Annotated in this window: 18 protein-coding genes; 5 read left to right on the plus strand and 13 right to left on the minus strand. The window is 63.8% G+C overall.

Features of this window, described 5'->3' with window-relative positions; all coding sequences use genetic code 11:
* A complete protein-coding gene (locus NKH35_RS19000; protein ID WP_352915826.1) occupies positions 1–459 on the plus strand; it encodes an OsmC family protein in 459 nt (152 codons plus the stop codon).
* 153 nt (positions 460–612) lie between these two features.
* Here NKH35_RS19000 and NKH35_RS19005 read toward each other — a convergent pair whose 3' ends face one another.
* The 13 genes from NKH35_RS19005 to NKH35_RS19065 form a co-directional block, all read right to left on the minus strand.
* Positions 613–834: a hypothetical protein gene (locus NKH35_RS19005; RefSeq protein ID WP_023689120.1), complete on the minus strand. Its 222-nt coding sequence runs from the start codon at positions 832–834 to the stop codon at positions 613–615.
* 135 nt (positions 835–969) lie between these two features.
* On the minus strand, positions 970–1599 hold the full coding sequence (locus NKH35_RS19010) for a hypothetical protein (RefSeq protein WP_023708609.1): 630 nt from the start codon (positions 1597–1599) through the stop codon (positions 970–972).
* A gap of 77 nt (positions 1600–1676) precedes the next feature.
* A complete protein-coding gene (locus NKH35_RS19015; protein WP_023685680.1) occupies positions 1677–2432 on the minus strand; it encodes an SDR family NAD(P)-dependent oxidoreductase in 756 nt (251 codons plus the stop codon).
* 30 nt (positions 2433–2462) lie between these two features.
* Positions 2463–3944 (minus strand): amidophosphoribosyltransferase, encoded by a 1482-nt coding sequence (gene purF / locus NKH35_RS19020; protein ID WP_023672714.1) that lies wholly within the window; start codon positions 3942–3944, stop codon positions 2463–2465.
* A 131-nt stretch (positions 3945–4075) separates the two neighbouring features.
* Positions 4076–4747 (minus strand): CvpA family protein, encoded by a 672-nt coding sequence (locus tag NKH35_RS19025; RefSeq protein WP_023685681.1) that lies wholly within the window; start codon positions 4745–4747, stop codon positions 4076–4078.
* 48 nt (positions 4748–4795) lie between these two features.
* A complete protein-coding gene (gene radA / locus NKH35_RS19030) occupies positions 4796–6199 on the minus strand; it encodes a DNA repair protein RadA (RefSeq protein WP_023685682.1) in 1404 nt (467 codons plus the stop codon).
* A 230-nt stretch (positions 6200–6429) separates the two neighbouring features.
* On the minus strand, positions 6430–7923 hold the full coding sequence (locus tag NKH35_RS19035; RefSeq protein ID WP_023672717.1) for a replicative DNA helicase: 1494 nt from the start codon (positions 7921–7923) through the stop codon (positions 6430–6432).
* Between the two features lie 221 nt (positions 7924–8144).
* Complete coding sequence (locus NKH35_RS19040) at positions 8145–9122, minus strand: small ribosomal subunit Rsm22 family protein (RefSeq protein ID WP_352538079.1); 978 nt, start codon at positions 9120–9122, stop codon at positions 8145–8147.
* Between the two features lie 157 nt (positions 9123–9279).
* Positions 9280–10614, minus strand: coding sequence for a cyclopropane fatty acid synthase (locus NKH35_RS19045; protein WP_352915830.1), 1335 nt, complete (start codon positions 10612–10614; stop codon positions 9280–9282).
* A gap of 186 nt (positions 10615–10800) precedes the next feature.
* Positions 10801–11388, minus strand: coding sequence for a 50S ribosomal protein L9 (rplI, locus tag NKH35_RS19050; RefSeq protein ID WP_023672721.1), 588 nt, complete (start codon positions 11386–11388; stop codon positions 10801–10803).
* Positions 11389–11653: 265 nt separating this feature from the next.
* Positions 11654–11902: a 30S ribosomal protein S18 gene (gene rpsR, locus NKH35_RS19055; protein WP_006203718.1), complete on the minus strand. Its 249-nt coding sequence runs from the start codon at positions 11900–11902 to the stop codon at positions 11654–11656.
* Complete coding sequence (rpsF, locus tag NKH35_RS19060; RefSeq protein WP_023672722.1) at positions 11902–12402, minus strand: 30S ribosomal protein S6; 501 nt, start codon at positions 12400–12402, stop codon at positions 11902–11904. Before rpsF ends, rpsR begins: the two co-directional genes overlap by 1 nt.
* A 312-nt stretch (positions 12403–12714) precedes the next feature.
* Complete coding sequence (locus NKH35_RS19065) at positions 12715–14643, minus strand: LTA synthase family protein (protein WP_023733858.1); 1929 nt, start codon at positions 14641–14643, stop codon at positions 12715–12717.
* Positions 14644–14920: 277 nt separating this feature from the next.
* On the opposite strand from NKH35_RS19065, the gene fabD reads away from it, so the two are divergent.
* From fabD to fabF, 4 genes are all read left to right on the plus strand, one after another.
* Complete coding sequence (gene fabD, locus NKH35_RS19070; protein WP_023733859.1) at positions 14921–15868, plus strand: ACP S-malonyltransferase; 948 nt, start codon at positions 14921–14923, stop codon at positions 15866–15868.
* 60 nt (positions 15869–15928) lie between these two features.
* A complete protein-coding gene (fabG, locus tag NKH35_RS19075) occupies positions 15929–16666 on the plus strand; it encodes a 3-oxoacyl-[acyl-carrier-protein] reductase (protein ID WP_023685686.1) in 738 nt (245 codons plus the stop codon).
* A gap of 221 nt (positions 16667–16887) precedes the next feature.
* Positions 16888–17124: an acyl carrier protein gene (locus NKH35_RS19080; RefSeq protein WP_006203723.1), complete on the plus strand. Its 237-nt coding sequence runs from the start codon at positions 16888–16890 to the stop codon at positions 17122–17124.
* A 35-nt stretch (positions 17125–17159) separates the two neighbouring features.
* Positions 17160–18422 carry a beta-ketoacyl-ACP synthase II gene (gene fabF, locus NKH35_RS19085; RefSeq protein WP_023685687.1) on the plus strand — a complete coding sequence of 421 codons (1263 nt, stop codon included), beginning with the start codon at positions 17160–17162 and terminating at the stop codon, positions 18420–18422.
* Positions 18423–18607: the final 185 nt, after the last annotated feature.

An 18607-nucleotide genomic window follows, 5' to 3' on the forward strand; every position in this document is an offset into this window, starting at 1 on the left:
ATTCGCGACGATGCCTCGGGCTCGCTTAGCCCGCTGCGCGCCAACGGCTCCACCTACGACCAGGCGTTTGCCTGCATGGTCGAGACGGGCGGGGCGCTGGCGGGCGCGGGCCGGAATCCGGCGACCGGCGGTTCCGGGCTCGAATTGTGTTCGGGCGATATGCTTTTGGAGGCGCTGGTGGCGTGCGCCGGCGTGACGCTGAAGGCAGTGGCGACGGCGCTGGAATTCAGGCTTGGCGCAGCCACCGTCGAGGCCGAAGGCGATCTCGACTTTCGCGGCACGCTGGGCGTGGCCAAGGACGCCCCCGTGGGCTTTCGCGCCATCCGGTTGAATTTCAACCTCGACACGGATGAGCCGCAGGATCGCATCGACGCGCTGATCAAGCTGACGGAACGCTATTGCGTGGTCTTCCAGACCATCAACAGCAAGCCGGAGCTGACGGTGAAGGCGCGCGCCTGATCTCCCCCCTTGAGGGGGAGATGTCGCCGAAGGCGACAGAGGGGGTCGGGCCGACTGGACGCGACGCCCTTTGTGCGGAAGGAGGTTGGCACTCTACGCGAGGCGACCCCCTCTGGCCTGCCGGCCATCTCCCCCTCGAGGGGGGAGATTGCGCTACTGCGCCGCAGGCTCTTCCGCGTCGCCCTCATCGGTAAACGGGGAGGCGCTCGGCACGCAGTTGACCGCCCAGCCGGCCGGCGTCGGCTGCTTCTGATATTCGGTAATCGCGTTTGTGCACTGTTCGCGGGTGTCGAAGGTGCTGGGCAGCACCACCATGCCGCCTTGCGGGCCGGCGATCACCAGGTACCAGACCAATGCTACGCTGGGAGCAGCCATGGGAATTCCTCGCTTTGCTGGGTGTCGGAGTCGGGTCGACCCTAGCAACTCCCGGCTGATGGCGAAAGCAGGGCGATGGGGCAGGGACCTGCCGGACCATCACAGACCCGTGAACGAACCGCTCCCAGACGTCTCTCAGTTCGCGGCAAAGCAGTAGAACAGGCCGTCGCCGCCGGTGCCTTTCAGCGCCTCCTGGCTGCAGCCGCCGCGCGAGGCATGCGAGGAGTTCCAGGATTTCGCCGCCGCCGACTCATCAAGGCCGGTGCGGTCGTGATGGCCCATCATCGCCGCGCCCTCCGCCCCGCTCAAGGTCCAGTCGCCGCAGGTCTGGTCGGCGATCTTGGTGCCGTCAGGCTTCGAGCCGGTCAATATGTCGTGCCGGTTCGGCTTGTCGCCGCGGCCATTGACCACTTGGCCCTTCTCGGTCAGCGCCGTCTGCTTGTTGATGGCGTTGGCGTCGCTGTGCAGCGAGGCGACGTCATCGGCAATCTTCTCGCCCTTGGCGTTGACCCAGGGACCCTTGCCGATACGGTCGCGCGCATCGACATTGGCGCTCGAGAGATAGGCGTGCCATTCCTTGCCGGTAACCCCAGCCGCTTCCGCCAGCGAGGCGCAATGCGCGTCGGCACCCTTGAGACCGCCGAGATCGGCGCCTTTGCCGGAACCGACGCTGGTGACGAAGAAACTCATCTTTGCGTCTTGCGCCAGCGCCACGCCGGCTGTGGCGGCAATCGCGGCGGCGGCAACGAGAAGAAGTCTACGCATGTCGGTCCTCCGGTTTCGAATGTCCTACATTCGAAGAAACGTAACTGGAGGCCTGTTTAATCCCGCTACAACCCGGTTTATTCCGGCTGCCGGTAGGCGACGAAGCGGTTGTTCTTGACCTGGAAGATCAGCCCCGTCTCTTTCATCTCGGGGCTCGCCAGCGGCACGATGCGTTTTGCCACCTCTGAGGGGTGCGGCAGCGTTTCCGGATCCTCGCCGGGCGCGGCCTGCGCACGCATGGCGGTGCGGGTGGCGCCGGGGTCGACGGCATTGACGCGGAGCGGCAGGCTCTGGGTCTCATGCGCCCAGGAACGCGTCATGGCTTCCACCGCCGCCTTCGACGCCGCATAGGGCGCCCAGAAGGCGCGCGCCGAATGCGCGGAGCTGGAGGACATGAGAATGGCGCGGCCGGCGTCGGACAGCCTGAGCAGCGGGTCGACCGAGCGGATCAGCCGCCAGGTCGAGGTGACATTGATGGTCATTACCTTCTCGAAGGTTTTGGCCTCGACATGGCCGATCGGCGAGATGACGCCGAGCACGCCGGCATTGGCCACCAGAATGTCGAGCTTGCCCCAACGCTCGTGAATGGCCCCGCCCAACCGGTCGATGCCGGCCATGTCTGAGAGGTCGAGAGGCACCAGCGTCGCTTCGCCCTTGCCGGTTTTCGCGCGTTCGGCCTTGATCTGGTCATCGAGCTCTTCCAGCCCGCCGACGGTCCGGGCAACCGCAATGACATGGGCGCCAGCGGCGGCAAGTTCATTGGCGATGAAGTAGCCGATGCCGCGCGAGGCGCCGGTAACGACCGCGACGCGGCCGGAGAGGTCGAGGGTCATGCGAGCGCTTTCAAGGATAGCAGTTGGGCTTTACGCCCCGTTGTTCGCCAGCAGCGACAGCGTGCGCACATTGTCGTGGCCTTCGAAGTCGAGCAGGCGGGTCGGGTACTGGCCGGTGAAACAGGCGTCGCAGAATTGCGGCTGCTCATTGTCGCGGCTGGCTTCGCCGACGGCGCGGTAGAGCCCGTCAATGGTCAGGAAGCCGAGCGAATCGACACGGATGAACTCGGCCATTTCCTCGATCGACATGCGCGATGCCAAAAGCTTCGACTTCTCCGGCGTGTCGACGCCGTAGAAGCACGACGCGCTGGTCGGCGGCGAGGCGATGCGCATATGCACTTCCTTGGCGCCGGCGTCGCGCACCATCTGCACGATTTTCTGGCTGGTGGTGCCGCGCACGATCGAATCGTCGACCAACACCACGCGCTTGCCCTCGATCATCCGGCGGTTGGCGTTGTGCTTGAGCTTGACGCCCATATGGCGGATCGAATCGCCGGGCTGGATGAAGGTTCGGCCGACATAGTGGTTGCGGATGATACCGAGTTCGAAGGGGATGCCTGCCGCCTGGGAGAAGCCGATTGCCGCCGGCGTGCCGGAATCCGGCACCGGCACGACGATATCGGCCTCGACCGGGCTTTCCTGCGCCAATTCGGCGCCGATACGCTTGCGCACTTCGTAGACATTGCGGCCTTCGACCGAGGAGTCCGGGCGGGCAAAATAGACATATTCGAAGATGCAGAAGCGGGTCTTCTGCGGCTCGAAGGGGAACAGGCTCTCGATGCCCTTCGAGGTCACCACGACCATTTCGCCGGGCTTCAGGTCGCGCACGAAGCGGGCGCCGATAATGTCGAGCGCGCAGGTTTCGGAGGCCAGGATCCAGGCGCCGTCGAGGTCGCCGAGCACCAGCGGGCGGATGCCGAGCGGATCGCGGCAGCCGATCATCTTCTTGGAGGTCATCGCAACCAGCGAGAAAGCGCCTTCAACCTGACGCACGGCGTCGATGAAGCGCGAATTCAAATCGCGTTCCTTGCTGGTGGCAACGAGATGCAGCAGCGTCTCGGTGTCGGAGGTCGACGAGAAGATCGCGCCCTGTTTCTGCAGCGCGCGCTGCACGGTCATGGCGTTGGTGAGATTGCCGTTATGGGCGACGGCAAAGCCGCCATCGGCGAGTTCGGCGAAGAAGGGCTGGATGTTGCGCATGCCGGCGCCGCCCGTCGTGGCATAGCGCGTGTGGCCGATGGCACGGTTGCCTTGCAGGCTGTCGATGACGTGCTGCTTGGTGAAGGTGTCGCCGATCAGGCCGACATGGCGTTCGACATGGAACTGCGTGCCGTCATAGGAGACGATGCCGGCCGCTTCCTGGCCGCGATGCTGCAGCGCATGCAGGCCTAGTGTGACGATGGCCGCAGCGTCCTGCCGGCCGAAAATGCCGAACACCCCGCATTCATCGTGGAAATGATCGTCTGCTTCGGCGGAAAGGACGTCGTCCGCGTCTGCCTTCGAAACTGCCATGGGGCTCAAGCTCCGCTAAAATGGCCATATAGTGCGATAGCACCGCGAAAGCAACGCACGTCGTGCGCCGTTCACATCAAAGTCAGGCCGGAACTGCCGGGATGGCGCCTGTCAGGCACCATCCGTCCGTATCAGTTTGCCGGCGCGGCCGGAGCCGGAGCCGGAGCAGCGGGCGCGGGTGCGTTATCGGCCGGAGCGTCGGTCTCGTCGTCGGGCGCCGGCGTATCGTCACCGGTTGCCGGAGCATCCACCGCCGGTGCATCGGCCGCCGGAGGCGTCTCGGCTGCCGGCTGATTCGGATTGAGCTTCTTCAGGATGGCGTTTTCCGGATCTTCGGGCAGCAGGCTTTCCAGCTTGGCGCCGATGGTCTCGAGCAGCGGCTTCGACTTGGCGTTGGCGATCCAGGCAGGGGCCTTGGCGCCGGCCAGCCAGTTGAAGAACAGCAGCGCCACGGCGACGACGAGGACGCCGCGCGCGGCGCCATAGAGGAAGCCCAGCGTACGGTCGAGCGCGCCGATCCTGGAATCGATGATCCAGTCGGCAAGCTTCATGGTGATGACGGAAACGACGATCAGCGCGATGAGGAAGACGATGCCGGCGGATGCCGCCATGGCGATCTTGTCGCTTTCGACATAGGGCTGAACGTAAGGCAGCACCGGCTTGTAGAAGAAGAATGCCGCCGCGGCGGCAGCCGCCCAGGACACGACGGACAGGATTTCGCGTGACAGGCCGCGAACCATGGCGAGCATCGCCGAGACCAGGGTGAAGCCGACGAGAATTCCGTCCAGCAGCGTAATCGGCATGTCATTCGCCCCACTCAGATTGTCTTTTCACGGCTCGGGCGAGCCGCGTCAATCTTCCACGTCGACACGGCTGCGCCGTGAGCCGGCTATGCGTGCGACGAGATCGGCAAGTTCGGTCGGCTGGAAAGCGCCGGCCCCGATCCCCCCGACAACCTCCTCGCTGCCCAAGGGCAGAACCGCACTTCCAAAACCCAGCTTTTCGGCCTCTTTAAGGCGCTGCTGCGCATGCGCAACCGGCCTCACTGCGCCCGACAGGCTGATTTCGCCGAAATAGACGCAATCGGCGGGAAGGGCAAGACCGGTGAGCGACGAAACCAGTGCAGCGGCAACCGCCAGATCGGCCGCCGGCTCGGAAATCCGGTAGCCGCCGGCGACGTTGAGGTAGACATCGTGGGTGCCGAAGCGCACGCCGCAATGGGCTTCGAGCACGGCAAGGATCATCGACAGCCGTGCGCCGTCCCAGCCGACGACGGCACGGCGCGGCGTGCCCAATGTGGACGGCGCCACCAGTGCCTGGATCTCGACCAGCACCGGACGTGTCCCTTCCATGCCGGCAAATACCGCGGCACCCGGCGATTTTGCGTGGCGTTCGCCGAGGAACAGCTCCGACGGATTGGCGACCTCGCGCAAGCCCTTGTCCGACATCTCGAAGACGCCGATCTCGTCGGTCGGCCCAAAACGGTTCTTCACCGTGCGCAGGATGCGGTAGTGATGGCCGCCTTCGCCTTCGAAATAGAGAACGGCGTCGACCATGTGCTCGACGACGCGCGGACCGGCGATCTGGCCTTCCTTGGTGACATGGCCGACCAGCACGATGGCAGCACCGGTGGATTTGGCGTAGCGGATCATCGCTTGCGCCGAGGCGCGCACCTGGGTGACGGTGCCGGGCGCCGAGTCGGCCATGTCGGTCCACAGCGTCTGGATGGAATCGAGGATGACGAGGTCCGGCCTTTTGCCGTCGGCTATTGTTGCCAGGATATCCTCGACATTGGTCTCGGCGGCAAGTTCGACCGGCGTGTCGGCGACGCCAAGCCGCTGCGCCCGCAGCCGGATCTGCGCGACAGCCTCTTCGCCCGAGACATAGACGATGCGGTGGCCCTTTGACGCGAGTGCGGCCGCGGCCTGGGTCAAAAGCGTCGACTTGCCGATGCCGGGATCGCCGCCGACCAACAGCGCCGAGCCGCGCACGAAGCCGCCGCCGGTGGCGCGGTCGAGTTCGCCAATGCCGGAGATGATCCGCGGCGCATCCTCGATGTCACCGGACAGGCTGGTCAGCACCACGGCGCGGCCCTTGCGCGCATTGCGCGTGTTGGCCGGTCCCGAGCCGATGCCGCCCGAGGTGCCTTCCTCGACCAGCGTGTTCCACTCGCCGCAGGCATCGCATTTACCGGCCCAGCGCTGATGCACCGACCCGCAATTCTGGCAGATGAACTGGACGCGCGATTTAGCCATGGAGTGATGCTGCCTGCAAATGACCGAAGGAGGGTGATCCTGCACACCCCCCTCTGTCCTGCCGGACATCTCCCCCGCAAGGGGGGAGATTGGCTATCGTCGCTGCTTTCGCCAATCGCCAACGTGGCAAGATGAGCGCCGTCCGCAAAGCTGCTGATCTCCCCCCTTGCGGGGGAGATGGCCGGCAGGCCAGAGGGGGGTGTGACGGAGCGCTGCGGTAGGCCAAAAAGCTACTCGAACCTCTCCGCAATATGATGCTCTTCGGCGAGGTCGGAAAACCGTGTGAACTCGCCATGGAAGGCGAGGCTCACCGAACCTGTCGGGCCGTGGCGCTGCTTGGCGACGATGACTTCGGCCTTGCCGCGCATCTCGTTCATCTCGTGTTCCCACTTGATGTATTCGTCGGTGCCGGGCTTCGGTTCGCGGTTCTTCAGATAATATTCCTCGCGGTAGACGAACATCACCACGTCGGCGTCCTGCTCGATCGAGCCGGATTCGCGAAGATCGGACAGCTGGGGGCGTTTGTCTTCGCGGCTTTCGACCTGACGCGACAGCTGCGACAGCGCGATGATCGGAACGGAGAGTTCCTTGGCCAGCGCCTTGAGGCCGGTGGTGATCTCGGTGATTTCCTGCACCCGGTTCTGCGACGATTTCGCGCTCGACCCCTGCATCAGCTGGATATAGTCGATGACGATGAGGTCGAGGCCGCGCTGACGCTTCAGCCGCCGCGCCCGCGCCGACAGCTGCGCGATAGAGATACCGCCGGTCTGGTCGATGAACAGCGGGATCTTCTGCATGGTCTGCGAGCAGGCGACCAGCTTTTCGAAATCCATCTCCGAAATCTCGCCGCGGCGGATTTTTGACGACGAAATTTCCGTCTGTTCGGAAATGATGCGGGTGGCGAGCTGCTCGGACGACATTTCCAGCGAGAAGAAGCCGACGACGCCTCCATTGGCTGCCTTGAACGAGCCGTCGGCCTGCTGCGCCGGCTCATACATCTCGGCGATGTTGAAGGCGATGTTGGTGGCGAGCGACGTCTTGCCCATGCCCGGACGGCCGGCAATGATGATCAGATCCGACGCCTGCAGGCCACCCATGCGGCGGTCGAGATCGCGCATGCCGGTGGCGAGGCCCGACAAATGGCCGTCGCGCATATAGGCGGCGTTGGCCATGTCGACGGCGGTCTTGACCGCGTCGGTGAAGCTCTCGAAGCCGCCGTCGTAACGGCCGGTTTCGGCCAGTTCGAACAGCCGCCGCTCGGCATCCTCGATCTGTTCGGACGGCGCCATGTCGACCGGCGCGTCATAGGCGATGTTGACCATGTCCTCGCCGACGGTAATCAGTGCCCGGCGCGTGGCCAGATCGTAGATGGCGCGGCCATAATCGGTGGCATTGACGACGGTGACGGCTTCGACCGCCAGACGAACCACATATTGCGCCACCGTCATGTCGCCGACCTTCTCGTCGGCCGGCAGGAAGGTTTTCAGCGTGATCGGCGTCGCCACCTTGCCCATGCGGATGAGCTCGGCCGCGACCTCGAAGATTTTCCGGTGCAGCGGCTCGTAGAAATGGCCGGCCTTGAGGAAGTCGGAGACGCGGTAGAAGGCATCGTTGTTGACGAGGATGGCGCCGAGCAGCGCCTGCTCGGCCTCGATGTTGTTCGGCGCTTCACGATAAAGCGGTTGCTGCTCCGCCACGCCGAATTTTCGCGCTGCCTCTGCCATGATGTCCCCGATTTTGATCCCGGCTTCTCGATATCAGAACGAGATAAATCGGTGCTGACCTTTCTGCATCACCGCACGACCAATCAACCTCGATGCCCCGTTGTTCACAGGGGCGGCAAACCGTCCACAGAAGAGTGTTTCCGCGCCCCGATTCCGGTTGACTCAGAAAGGCGCTGACTTTTATCCGAGTCGTTGGAACAGAGCAAGAACAATCTCGGTGATTATCCGCTTCTTCCGTCCAATGTATCGCCCCAGTCCAGTCGCCGCGCTGCCTTGAACAACTCGCCCTCGCGCTTGGTGAAAAGTGTCTCGCCGGCGCCGCCATCCGGCTGGCACAGTTTGAGCAGCACCTTGCCGGAGCCCGATTTCGGCGGCGCAATCACGCGCGGCTGACGTGCAGGCGCGGGTTGCCGCGAAGCCGCGACGTAGATGAATTTCTCGTCCTCCCACGGCACGTCGGCGTCCTTGGCCAGGCGATGCAGGCGCGAGCGGGCGACGCGGCGCGAAAAATGACACCAGTCGGGGGGCTCAAGCGGGCAGGGCGCCTCATGCGGACAAGGCGCCAGCACATGCGCCCCGGCCTCCAGCAATTGCCTGCGCACTGCCAGGATGCGCTGCCAGCCGGCCGGTGTGCCGGGCTCGACGATCAGCAGTGTGTCGCCGGTCAACTGCCAGAGCCGGCCGACAAGCTTCGGCAGCGATGCCGGCGCGATCTCGTCCAGCACATAGGCGCAGGTGACCAGATCGGCAGGCTTGAGATCGGCAAGGTCGATGGTCACGTCGCCGGCGCGCCAGTCCATCCTGGTGGCGATGGTATCAAGGGCGAGCGACTGGCCAACCTTGCGCACCGCGGCGCTTGCTTCAACCAGAACCGCCTCTTCGAGGTCGGGCCACAGGTCTGTAGTGGCCCAAAGCACCGTGCCAGGACCGGCGCCGACATCGAGCAAGCTCGTTGGCTGGAAATCGGGCCGCGCATAGGCGAGTTCGTCGAGACCGGCCCGTACCGCCGCGTAGGTCGCCGGCAGCCGCGTCGCCAGATAGGCTTTTACCGCCATCTCTTCGGCCATGTGCAGGCGCCCGTCGCGCAATTCGGCGCGGTAGCGGTCAGACAGCGTCTTCGCCGCCTGGCGCAGCACCGCCAGCGGTGTCGTTTCGAGCAGGCGCTCGACGCCTTGTCGCAGCGAAGCGGGGAGTTCCACGCTCAGGCGCCGCGTGGCGCGAGCACCGAGGCGCCGGCGAACTCGACAAGGGTGGTGGCGATGGTGGGCAGGCAGGTCATTAAAAAAGGTCTCTCGAGAACGAGACCTTTTTCAGTGTCAGAGCCGTCAATGGCAAGCGGCAATCGCAATCGAGGCGTTATTCGCGATCCGCCACCTTGCGACGGCGCGCTGGCTTGGCCGCAACGGACCTGACAGCAACGGACCTGGCGACAGCAGGCTCGACGGCCGCCGTCTCCTGACGATGCCCCATTTCGCGCATTTCCAGCGCCTTTTCGCATTTGGCCATGTAGTCGCGCGTCATCGGCAGCGTGTCGTTCTTCTTGGCGATCTGGATCTGGAAGATGACCAGATCCTGCCAGCGGAAGGCGGCTTCCGAAGCCGCCAGATAGAACTCCCACATCCTGCAGAAGCGCTCGTCATAGATGGCCTTGGCCTTGTCGCGGTTGGCGGCAAAGCGCTGGCCCCAATGCTTCAGCGTATCGGCATAGTGCAGCCGCAGAATCTCGATGTCGGTGACTACAAGGCCCGACTTCTCGATCGCCGGCATCACCTCCGACAGCGAAGGAATGTAGCCGCCCGGAAAAATGTACTTGCGGATGAAGGCGCTGGTCGCCCACGGCACGCCGGAGCGGCCGATCGTGTGCAAGAGCATGACGCCGTCGGGCTTCAACAACGTCGCCGACTTGTCGAAGAAAGTGCGGAAGTGGTTGACGCCGACATGCTCGAACATGCCGACCGAGACGATGCGGTCGAAGCGTTCATTGAGTTCGCGGTAGTCCTTGAGGTCGAAATGCACGCGGTCCTGCAAGCCTTGCGCATGCGCCCGGTCGGTGGCGACGCCGTGCTGCTCGGTCGACAGCGTCACGCCTTGCACGTCGACATCGAAAGCCTTGGCGAGATAGAGGCCGAGCCCACCCCAGCCGGAGCCGATATCGAGCACGGTCTGGCCGGCCTTCAGCCTGAGCTTGGCGGCGATATGGCGTTTCTTGGCCATCTGCGCCTCGTCGAGCGTCATGTCCGGCTGTTCGAAATAGGCGCAGGAATACTGCATGTCCTCGTCGAGGAAGAGCCGGTAGAGGTCACCCGACAAATCATAGTGGCGCTGCACGTTGCGGCGCGCCCGCGATGCGGTGTTGATCTGCTGCAGGCGGCGAAAGGCGTGGCGCAGACCCTCGATGGCCTTCGACCAGGTGGCGTCGATACCGCCGCTGCCCATGTTCTGGAAGGCGATGCGCATCATACCCAGTACGCCGCCCTCGATGATGTCGAGTTCGCCGTCCATATAGGCTTCCGGCACCGCCAGCATCGGGTCGAAGGAGATGGCCCGCTCGGCGTGCCTGGTCTTGATGTGCATATGCACCGGCTCGCCGCTGCCGTCGCCGAAAACCACTGTGGAGCCCTTCGGCCCGGTGACTTTCAGATTGCCCGTACGCACCAGGCGGTCGAGAACGCGCTTCAACAGAATATTCATCACCAAATGTCCCCTCACGGTCAGACTGGCGGACCAATTCTGCAACAAGATATAGGGGTTCGAAAAGTTCCATTTGGCACAAAAATGCCCGGGCGAGAGGCCCGGGCATTGGTCCAGAAAGGCTGGATGACGAGGAAGTGATTGGAGCGCTGCTCCCCTCGCTTCCCGATCGGGCCCCGCGCGGGATCAGGCGTTGTCTTCTTCGCCGCCTTCGAACTCGGTGTTCGGGTCGAAGAAGTTCTCCGGCCGTGCGTTGTCGTTGATGTCATCGCCATAGATGGCTTCGGCGGTGGTCAGCGTCTCGCCCTTGGCCTGGCGCTCGGCTTCGTCGGCCGTGCGGGCGATGTTGAGGCTGATGGTGACCTCGACTTCCGGATGCAGCGCAATCGCCACATTGGTGACGCCGATAGTCTTGATCGGCTGATTGAGCTGGATCTGGTTGCGGTTGACCGAGAACCCTTCGGCGGTCAGCAGGTCGGCGATGTCGCGGGTCGACACCGAACCGTAGAGCTGGCCTGTCTCGCCGGCCGAACGTACGGCGATGAAGCTCTTGCCGTCGAGCTTTTCGGCAACCTGGCTGGCTTCCGACTTGCGCTCGAGGTTGCGGGCTTCGAGCTGCGCGCGCTGTCCTTCGAACTTCTTCTTGTTGGCTTCGTTGGCGCGCAGCGCCTTGCCCTGCGGCAAGAGGAAGTTGCGGGCAAAGCCGTCCTTGACCTTGACGGTATCGCCCATCTGGCCGAGGCGGGAAACGCGTTCGAGAAGAATCACTTGCATGGTCTTGTTCCTTCGTCTGGCACCGACCGCGGGATCGGCGCCGAATTGAATGGAACAGGTCAGGAAGCTCTGAGCGCCTTTGCGCCGGTGTCGCTGTCCTGCCTGTCGCGGCAGTTAGAGGCTTTTCACCTCAACTCGGGATTTCAATGCACGTCGCCAAGAGTGGTCCCGGTTTTGGGACAACGACATGCATCATCAAATTACCCCTGGGCGCCCGTCGCCGTGGGAGAAGGAAGCAGGCGGCGAACCGCCTGCTTCGGAGATCTTAGCGAACCACGTAGGGCAGCAGGCCGAGGAAGCGGGCGCGCTTGATCGCCTTGGCGAGTTCGCGCTGCTTCTTCTGGCTGACGGCGGTGATGCGCGACGGCACGATCTTGCCGCGCTCGGAAATGTAGCGCTGCAGAAGACGCACGTCCTTGTAGTCGATCTTGGGCGCATTGGCGCCGGAGAACGGGCAGGTCTTGCGGCGGCGATGGAACGGGCGCCGGGTCGGGATCTGATTGATGTCGACCATTATTCTGCACCTCCTTCAACGCCTTCGCGCGGACGGCGCGGACCACGATCGCCACCGGCATCGCCAAATGAGCGCGGCGGACGATCGCCACGGTCGCCGCGATCACGGTCGCCGAACGAGCGCGGACCACGATCGCCACGGTCGCGGTCGCCGAAGCCGCCGCGTTCCGAGCGCTCTTCGCGCTTCTGCATCATGGCCGACGGGCCTTCCTCATGCGCCTCGACCTTGACGGTCAGGAAACGCAGCACGTCCTCGGACAGGCCCATCTGGCGCTCCATCTCGTTGAGCGCTGCCGGCGGGCAGTTGAGGTCCATAAGCGTGTAGTAAGCCTTCCGGTTCTTGTTGACCCGGTAGGTGAGGGACTTCAGTCCCCAGTTCTCGACCCGGCCGACGGACCCGCCATTTGCGGAGATGACGCCCTTGTACTGTTCGACAAGCGCATCGACCTGCTGCTGCGAGAGGTCCTGCCGGGCAAGGAACACATGTTCGTATAGAGCCATAGTGGTTCAGTGCCTTTCTTCGTTTCTCTCCCGGATCCTCGCGGCAAAAGCCTCTGCAACTTCTCTGACCCGCTGATCCCGAAGGGGCGGGGAAGAAAGGAGCATTTCGAGACGGTCGAGAGCGGAGACACGGGAGGCGGAAGCGCTTCTGGCTTCACACGAAGGTTTTGGGTAAAACCTCCGGCCCTCCGTTCAGCCCCCAGCAAGGACCGGCAGATTGCGGGCGTCTATATAGCAAATTGGCTGGAAGGCAAGGGTAACGCATGCTCCGGACAGCGTCCTGGCGTCGCAGGGTTGGAAAAATACCAGGCATCAACTCGTATGCGGGGTACGACCGTTGATCGTTTCGGGGAAGAAGTCCGGGGCCGCCTTACGCTTGCCGAACATCATGTCGTATTGCAGCAGGCGGAAGTCGTTGATCGCCGGATCGATGTCCTTCTGCCGCGCCCAGTCCGCCGTGGCCTCACCTGACGGTGTCAGAAGCAGATTGCGATCCACGACGCGATAGCGTTCGCGCAGCGCGCCCAGGAAGCCGGTATAGTAGGGGTGCGTGATCCCGGCCGTGGTAAGGATATGGTAGGGCAGGAAGGCCGGGCTCACGGCGCCCATATCCTGCGCCGGACCGGTGCGGTTAGACCAGATGACCAGCGGCGTCTGATGATGCTCCAGTGCCGCCTCGGGCGTCGGTTCCTTGCGCGGCGCGACATTGTCCTTCAGGTAACCGGTTTCGACATAGACGGGGCCGAGCGGCGGCAGATGGTCGCCGAAGAAGGCGATGACCGTCGGCCGCTCGCGCTTCTTCGCCCATTCGATCAATCGTTCGAGGCCACGGTCGGCATCGGCGGAGCCTTCGGCGTAGCTGAGCAGCGATTCCCGCGCCCATGTGCTGATCGGTGCCGCGACCTTGTGGGTCGGATTGTAATAGCGGTACGGCTCGTAGGGACCGTGGTTCTGCAGGCTGACGGCGAAGAAGAACACCGGCCGCTCGCTGGCGTCGGCCTCTGCGATGATCTCGTCGGTCATCGAGGCATCGGAAGCCAGCGGCCCGCGCTTTTCCAGTGGCGGCAGCGTCTCTTCCGAGCGGAAATCGTTGAAGCCGAAATCGGCATAGACGGCGCCCCTGTTCCAGAACCAGTTGGTGCCCGGATGGATGGCGCGCGCCCGGTATCCCTCGCTTTTCAGGAAGGTCGCCAGCGACGGCGTCGGCGTGCGCACATATTGCTGATAGGGGATCGAGCCCGCCGGCAGGAAGGCATTGGAAAAGCCGGTCAGCGCCTCGAATTCGATGTTGGCGGTCATGCCGCCGAATTCCGGCGAGAACATATAGCCGGAACGCAGCGCCCGCACATTGGGGATCGGGTCAGGCGTGATTGTGACGCCGGGCAGCTTGGTCGGATCCCAGAAAGATTCGCTCATCACCACGATGATGTCGGGTTTCTCATCCGGTACCGAGGCCGTCACATCAGGCCTGTCGATCGCGTCGATCGCCTTGTCGGAATAGCCCGCCGGCGCCGAGACATGCGCCATCGGCACGTTGAGCGCGAAGGCCAGCGCAAACCCGTTGGAGGCGTAGTTCTCCTTCTGGTCCCACATGATCGGGATGATCTGCAGCCGGTCGCGGGTCCACGAGAAGGTGGCGTAGTCCATGATCGAGACGAAGAAGGCGAGCAGCGGCACTGCCAGCGTCAGCCGCGCCAGCCGCCCTTTGCGGCTGAGGATCGGAACCTTGCGGCGCCACAACCGCCAGCCATAGATCAGCAGCGACAGGCCGGCGACGATGCCGACCGCCATGGCGAGCGCCGTCCAGGGCCGCTCGCGCACCAGGAGCGGCATCAGTGCCATGATCTGGCGCGAATAAAGAAAATCGGTTGGGTAGAGCGGATCGCCGAGATAATGCGACTTCTGATGCCCGACAAAGGCCAGCGCCAGCGTCAGCGGCGCCACGATCATCAGGCTCTGGTGACTGCGGCCAAGCACGGCGTCCAGTCCCATCAGCACCAATGCAAAGACAATGATGGTGGTCCAGCCCGGCTTGAATGGCTGCAGGAAGAAGTCGACTGTGCCGAAGAAGTCGCCGCGCACGATCCATTCGATGGCGAACACCAGGATGGCGGAGGCAAGCAGCGTGACCAGACCGTAGCGGATGACCGGCCATCTGCGCCCCGGCAGGTAGCCGGTGGACGGATCGTCTTCCAAGAACTGTGGCGCGGGTACGGCCGCGCCCTTCCTGATCCTAGCCACGTCTCTTCCCCCGGCCCAAGCAACGCGCATTTCCACTCGCGCCACCGTTCTGTCATAGAACTGTCATGCAAAAGCTAGCGCCTGTGGCGAAAATAAGAAGAGCCAGCAAACGATTCGTGAGCGGTTTTCATCAGGTGTGATCGGCAAAAAGCCTTTGGGAACAGGGACTCGAGGTCAGCTCCGGTTCAAGCGAGAGCGGAAATGCCGCCTCCGGGCTTGACTTGACGGTCCGCCTTGCGTCACAGGCAGGAAAAATCAGCCGCTGGAGAGCGCCCAAATGGCCGTCGCATTCACCTTTCCGGGACAGGGCAGTCAGGCTGTCGGCATGGGCAAGGACCTCGCCGACGCCTTCCCCGAGGCACGCAGGGTGTTCGAGGAAGTCGATGATGCGTTGGGCGAAAAGCTGTCGAAACTGATCTGGGAAGGCCCGGAAGAGGCGCTGACCCTGACTGCCAATGCCCAGCCGGCGCTGATGGCGGTCTCGCTGGCGGGAATCCGCTCGCTGGAAGCGCGCGGCTTTTCGCTGAAGGACAAGGTTGCCTACGTTTCCGGTCATTCGCTCGGCGAATATTCCGCCCTTGCCGCGGCCGGTTTCGTTTCGGTCGCCGATGCCGCCCGGCTGCTGCGCATCCGCGGCAACGCCATGCAGGCGGCGGTGCCGGCCGGCGAGGGCGCCATGGCGGCGATCATCGGACTGGAACAGCCCGACGTCGAAGCCGCTTGCACCGAGGCCGCAACGGGATCCGGCAAAGTCTGCCAGATCGCCAACGACAATGGCGGCGGCCAGCTGGTGATCTCCGGCGCCAGGGCGGCGGTGGAACTCGCCGCGAAACTGTGCACCGAAAAGGGCGCGAAGCGGGCGCTGATGCTGCAGGTCTCGGCCCCCTTCCATTCGGCGCTGATGGCGCCGGCGGCCGATGTCATGCGCGAGGCGCTGGCCGGGGTGACCAAGAATGCACCGGTGGTGCCCGTCGTCTCCAACGTCACTGTAGTCCCGACCAGCGACCCCGACGAGATCGCGCGCCGCCTGGTCGAGCAGATCACCGGCCGCGTGCGCTGGCGCGAAACGGTGGAGTGGTTCGGCGCCAATGGCGTCGCCACGCTGTTTGAGATCGGCGCCGGCAAGGTGCTTTCCGGCCTGGCGCGGCGGATCAGCCGCGACATCGCCACATCGGCCGTCGGCACGCCGGCCGATGTCGAGGCGGCGCTGGCCGCGCTTGCATAATCCACTGGCGATTCAACCCCTCCCGTGGGAAGGGTGTTCTCTTAAGATCAGGAGACGAAAATGTTCGAACTGACCGGCCGCAAGGCGCTCGTCACCGGCGCATCGGGCGGCATTGGCGAGGCGATTGCCCGGGTGCTGCATGCGCAAGGCGCCATTGTCGGCTTGCACGGCACCCGCATCGAGAAACTGGAGACCCTGGCCGGCGAACTCGGCGACCGGGTAAAGCTGTTCCCGGCCAATCTTGCCGACCGTGACGAGGTCAAGGCGCTTGGCCAGAAGGCCGAAGCCGAACTCGAAGGCGTCGACATACTGGTCAACAATGCCGGCATCACCAAGGACGGCCTGTTCGTGCGCATGGCGGACGCGGATTGGGACAGCGTGCTGGAGGTGAACCTCACCGCCGTGTTCCGGCTGACCCGCGAGCTGACCCATCCGATGATGCGCCGCCGCCATGGCCGCATCATCAACATCACCTCGGTGGTCGGCGTCACCGGCAATCCTGGTCAGACCAATTATTGCGCCTCCAAGGCCGGCATGATCGGCTTTTCCAAGTCGCTGGCGCAGGAGATCGCCACCCGCAACATCACCGTCAACTGCGTCGCCCCGGGCTTTATCGAATCGGCCATGACCGACAAGCTCAACGACAAGCAGAAAGACGCGATAATGGCCGCGATCCCGACGCGCCGCATGGGCACGAGTGTTGAAGTGGCGTCGGCCGTCGCCTATCTCGCCTCCAACGAGGCAGCCTACGTCACCGGCCAGACCATCCATGTCAACGGTGGCATGGCCATGATCTGACAGGATATTGCCGGGTGATAAGAAGACATGGCCGGCTTGTGAAAAGAGACCATTTCGCCTTGGACCTCAGCCATTTTTCGTGTAATGCGGCCCGCAACCCGGCGGTTCGAGCAAAAACCGGTCCGGCATCGTTGCGTTTCCGGCAGGACCATCTTTCAGCTTGATTAGCGGCATTCTGCCCGCTAACGAAGACAGACAAACAAAAGACGAGGATGCCCCAAATGAGTGACACCGCAGAGCGCGTCAAGAAGATCGTCATCGAACATCTTGGCGTCGATGCCGACAAGGTGACGGAGCAGGCGAGCTTCATCGATGATCTGGGCGCGGACAGCCTCGACACGGTCGAACTCGTCATGGCCTTCGAAGAAGAGTTCGGCGTCGAGATTCCGGACGATGCGGCCGAGACCATCCTGACCGTCGGCGATGCCGTGAAGTACATCGACAAGGCTTCGGCCTGACACTTATCCGCAGTCATCACCGGGGAGGACCTGCGATGAGGCGTGTCGTCGTCACGGGCCTTGGCCTGGTTTCGCCGTTCGGCATGGGCTTCGAGCACAGCTGGAAGGAACTTCTGACCGGCCGCAGCGCCGCCAAGCGCGTCACCGAGTTCGAAGTGGAAGATCTTGCCTGCAAGATCGCCCACGTCATTCCGCGCGGTGACGGCACCAACGGCACGCTCAATCCCGAAGCCGTGCTCGAGCCCAAGGAACTGCGCAAGATCGGCGACTTCATCCTTTACGGGATTGCGGCCGCCGACGAAGCGCTGAAGGATTCCGGCTGGGAGCCCAGCACCGAAGCCGAGCGCTGCGCCACCGGCGTCATGATCGGCTCCGGCATTGGCGGCCTCGAGGGCATCGCCGAGAACGCTATCATCCTGAAAGAGCGCGGACCGCGCCGTATCAGTCCATTCTTCATTCCCGGCAACATTATCAACCTGGTATCTGGCCAGGTATCGATCCGGCATGGGCTGAAAGGCCCCAACCACGCCGTCGTCACCGCCTGCTCGACCGGCGCGCACGCCATTGGCGATGCCGCCCGGCTGATCATCTTCGGCGATGCCGACGTGATGCTGGCCGGCGGCGCGGAATCGCCGGTGACCAGACTATCGCTTGCCGGCTTCGCTGCTTGCCGGGCACTGTCCACCGACCGCAACGACACGCCTGAGAAGGCCTCGCGTCCCTATGACCGCGACCGTGACGGCTTCGTGATGGGCGAGGGCGCCGGGGTCGTCGTGCTGGAAGAACTCGAACACGCCAAGGCGCGCGGCGCCAAGATCTATGCCGAGGTCACCGGCTACGGCCTGACCGGCGATGCCTATCACATCACTGCACCGGCCGAAGACGGCGACGGCGCCTTCCGCTGCATGACGGCGGCGCTGAACCGGGCCAAGCTGACGCCCGCCGACGTCGACTACATCAACGCGCACGGCACCTCGACCATGGCCGACACGATCGAACTCGGCGCCGTCGAGCGGCTGGTCGGCAACGCCGCCTCGAAAATCTCGATGTCGTCGACCAAGTCGTCGATCGGCCATCTCCTGGGTGCCGCGGGTGCCGCCGAGGCGATCTTTTCGATCCTCGCTATCAGAGACAACATCGCGCCAGCCACCATCAATCTTGACAACCCGGAACGCGAAACCGCGATCGACCTTGTTCCGAACACGCCACGGCATCGCCAGGTCGACGTGGCGCTGTCCAACTCCTTCGGCTTCGGCGGCACCAACGCTTCGCTGGTATTCCAGCGTTATACAGGCTGATTGCGGTATCGACCGGCGCGCCAGCGGTCTGTCGTCAATTTTGCCATATTCAAGCCTACTCTGCCGCTGGGGATTCGTCGCATCGGCCTGAAACCGAAGGCGCTTTTTTAAAAGCACGATGCGTAGGCTTGAAATGTTAGGGCACGCTGTGAGTCCAATCGGGCGCATGGTCGCTCTAAGAGATC

Source organism: Mesorhizobium sp. M1143 (genome assembly GCF_040318435.1).
Classification (GTDB): Bacteria; Pseudomonadota; Alphaproteobacteria; order Rhizobiales; family Rhizobiaceae; genus Mesorhizobium.